Below are 2,691 nucleotides of genomic sequence, written 5' to 3'. Positions count from 1 at the left end.
TTAAGTTAATATTTAAATATTGAGGTGTGAATTCGCTGTGTTTATTTTTAAATTGGTAATATTATTTACATTGTCATAATAAAGATTACCCTCATTGTTATTTAAATGATTAGAATTAACAATGTTGATTTTTTTTGTAATATTACCATCATCTGTTTTTTTTATATAAAAATATTTTATCAATGCCAGATTCAAAATCAGTAATTAAATTTGAGGAATCATTATTTTCGATATTAAAACTAAATGTATCATAACCTGTACCGCCAGTTAATTTGTTATTACCCATTCCTGCATCTAAATAATCATTACCTTCACCCCCATAAAGTACATCATCACCTTTACTACTAATTAAAATATCATTGCCTAAGCCGCCATCAAGCATATTATTTCCAGCTGAGTCCCAAAGGTAATCATTTCCTTCTCCACCATATAGGTAATCGTTGCCATCAGAACCTATTAGATAATCATCACCTTGTTCTCCATATAAATAGTCATCACCTTGTTCTCCGTAAAGATAATCATTTCCTTCTCCACCATATAAAAAAATCATTACCTCCTTTACCATATAACGTGTCATCACCACACTGACCAGATAGTTTGTTATTAGCATCATTTCCAGAGATAATATCAGATTTACTGCCTCCGATTGCATTTTCAATAACCGTATCATAGGCAATAGAAATATTGGCACGTAATCCTCCTACATCAGAAAAACCGCCTTCACTAAGATCTATTTTTTGGTCAACGGTATATTTTGAAAAATCGAATGTATCTATTCCGCCAGCATCCCAAATACATGCAATAATTTTGTCTTCAGATGTTTTTAATGAATAATAATCTTTTTTTGTATTAGAATTAAAACCATAAATGGTATTGCCAATGTGTGTGGATTTATTCTGCCCATATGTTGCTTGAATAGCGTAAACATCCATTAATTGCGGTGTTAAAGGATGCATCCCTTGATGATCAGCATCGCTAGAGTCTGGAACGTTATACGCCATTATTGAATATTTATAGGTGTTTTCCTCACAATCAATTGATTGTTGTCGAGTAAATGTATGATGTAGACCAAGAGCATGACCTATTTCGTGACTAATTGCTTTCTGAGTGTAGGGTTCTTCTTTTAATACATTTTTACTATCATCAATATGAGCTCGAGCATTATTTATTTTTTAATAGAATATAATATTTATCATGTTCTTCAATTGAATATTCAATAATATCTGCTTTTAGATTTAAAAATAATTTACTTTTTATTTGTTGTTCTGGAGTTATTGTCGATTTAGTAATATATTCAATATTCATATCAGACATGTTTATCCAAACTTGTCCACTGAACGTATAATCTTCAACTTTCTCTATTTTGCTTTCTGCTATTTTATACTTTTTTTCTATATTATTTGGATGAAAGGCAAATCCTCTTACGGAATGGCTTCTATAATTTCCAATCTCACTAAGATTATTATACATACCAAATTTCAGGTCTGTATCTTTTTCGTCGCTTACTTCTATGAATTTAATATTGGCAACATCTTCCCACTGCTGGAGCTTTGCTCTAACTAAAATCTTTTCCTTTATCATTAAATGTTGTCATGTTTTTATATTTATCACCTCTTAATGCTGACCAATTAGGAAAGCTATAGGTAATTTCAGTATAACCTTTTTTCAATATTATAATTTTTCCCACTTACCAAGTGTTTTCATTTTATTTTTCATTTATATTATAAATACAATTTAAATTAGGTGATATATATTTTTAAAATATTTATTCATGATTAATTTATCCTCTTTTTTTAATCGTTATTAGTTTTATCGATAACCCACTAAATGCCTTTCAAAAAAAATGAAATTTTTTTAATTATTTTGAAATTAATTAATCTTGTGAATTTTTATTGGGGTGTAAGGTGATAAAAATTGATTATTATAGAATAATGGTGGCGTATACTTTTATGTATTTACATCTAAATTAGATAGCTTATTAAATGAGCTATTTATATATGTCTGATTACTGTTTTATTGAGTTAATATGTGTTTATCAATAAAATAATGATGAATAAAAAAAGTGCTGTTATATCCATTAACAGCACTTTTTGTTTTTTTATTGTTAAATTTTACTACGTTAACCCTGGTGAGGTTGCCTGCTAGGAGACAGGTTTATTGATATAGACTAACTTTTTACTGCAAACTTCTTTTATTTACCTCATTGTGAGAAAGGTGATTCTTTTTATTTTGGGTTTAATTTAAACTATCTGAACTAATATCTTATTGTTGTGCCGTTGTTTACCTTGGTACTTTGTGCATTTAGGAGCCAATTATAAATATGCCTTACATACCTAGAGAAAAAATAGATTACCAAGCTATTGGCTATCGTTTGCGTGCTTACCGCATAGCCTCTTCATTAAAAGCTGAAGATGTAGCAGAAAGCTTAGGCATTTCTCGTGCTGCTGTATATCGATTAGAAAAAGGCGAAATTGTTAAAATTGAGACACTTGATAATCTTGCTAGATTATTAAATACCTCGTTAACCAGTTTGTTGGGTATTAATACTGAATATTATTCAAGTGCAAATGGTTTTTTTTGAACGAATGCGCCAACTTGAAACCCAATCTTCACATATCTATACCCACTTTGAGCCTTTCTCTTACTTATTAACTTCTGATTGTTATGACAAAAACATTAATTGAAATGCTA

At 29.3% G+C, this 2,691-nt stretch carries 4 protein-coding genes; 1 reads left to right on the top strand and 3 read right to left on the bottom strand.

All coding sequences use genetic code 11. The annotated features are described in order from the left end of the window. Nucleotides 1-148 precede the first annotated feature (148 nt). The 3 genes from BHE89_RS14255 to BHE89_RS14245 all read right to left on the bottom strand — a co-directional run bounded on the left by BHE89_RS14255 (nucleotide 149) and on the right by BHE89_RS14245 (nucleotide 1,581). Complete coding sequence (locus BHE89_RS14255) at nucleotides 149-550, bottom strand: calcium-binding protein (protein ID WP_171742507.1); 402 nt, start codon at nucleotides 548-550, stop codon at nucleotides 149-151. Beyond that, the gene (locus BHE89_RS14250; RefSeq protein WP_128860571.1) at nucleotides 519-1,001 is read right to left on the bottom strand and encodes a M10 family metallopeptidase C-terminal domain-containing protein; all 483 of its coding nucleotides are present in this window, start codon (nucleotides 999-1,001) and stop codon (nucleotides 519-521) included. Before BHE89_RS14250 ends, BHE89_RS14255 begins: the two co-directional genes overlap by 32 nt. A gap of 160 nt (nucleotides 1,002-1,161) precedes the next feature. Then, nucleotides 1,162-1,581, bottom strand: a complete 420-nt coding sequence (locus tag BHE89_RS14245; RefSeq protein ID WP_128860569.1) for a zinc metalloprotease — start codon at nucleotides 1,579-1,581, stop codon at nucleotides 1,162-1,164. 739 nt (nucleotides 1,582-2,320) lie between these two features. Between BHE89_RS14245 and BHE89_RS14240 the strand changes: the two genes are divergently transcribed. Next, the gene (locus BHE89_RS14240) at nucleotides 2,321-2,581 is read left to right on the top strand and encodes a helix-turn-helix domain-containing protein (protein WP_286146160.1); all 261 of its coding nucleotides are present in this window, start codon (nucleotides 2,321-2,323) and stop codon (nucleotides 2,579-2,581) included. Nucleotides 2,582-2,691 lie beyond the last annotated feature (110 nt).

Origin of the sequence: Shigella sp. FC1967, from assembly GCF_001743005.1 — a bacterium.
In the GTDB taxonomy this organism is placed as follows: domain Bacteria; phylum Pseudomonadota; class Gammaproteobacteria; order Enterobacterales; family Enterobacteriaceae; genus Proteus.
The sequence above is the reverse complement of the archived record's forward strand: the minus strand, read 5'-3'. Positions and strand labels throughout refer to the sequence as shown.

Excerpts from the sequence above, each read along its gene's own strand:
- BHE89_RS14250 (WP_128860571.1), bottom strand. The coding sequence starts at position 1,001 with ATGGCGTATAACGTTCCAGACTCTAGCGATGCTGATCATCAAGGGATG.
- BHE89_RS14255 (WP_171742507.1), bottom strand. The coding sequence starts at position 550 with ATGATTTTTTTATATGGTGGAGAAGGAAATGATTATCTTTACGGAGAA.
- BHE89_RS14240 (WP_286146160.1), top strand. The coding sequence starts at position 2,321 with ATGCCTTACATACCTAGAGAAAAAATAGATTACCAAGCTATTGGCTAT.
- BHE89_RS14245 (WP_128860569.1), bottom strand. The coding sequence starts at position 1,581 with ATGATAAAGGAAAAGATTTTAGTTAGAGCAAAGCTCCAGCAGTGGGAA.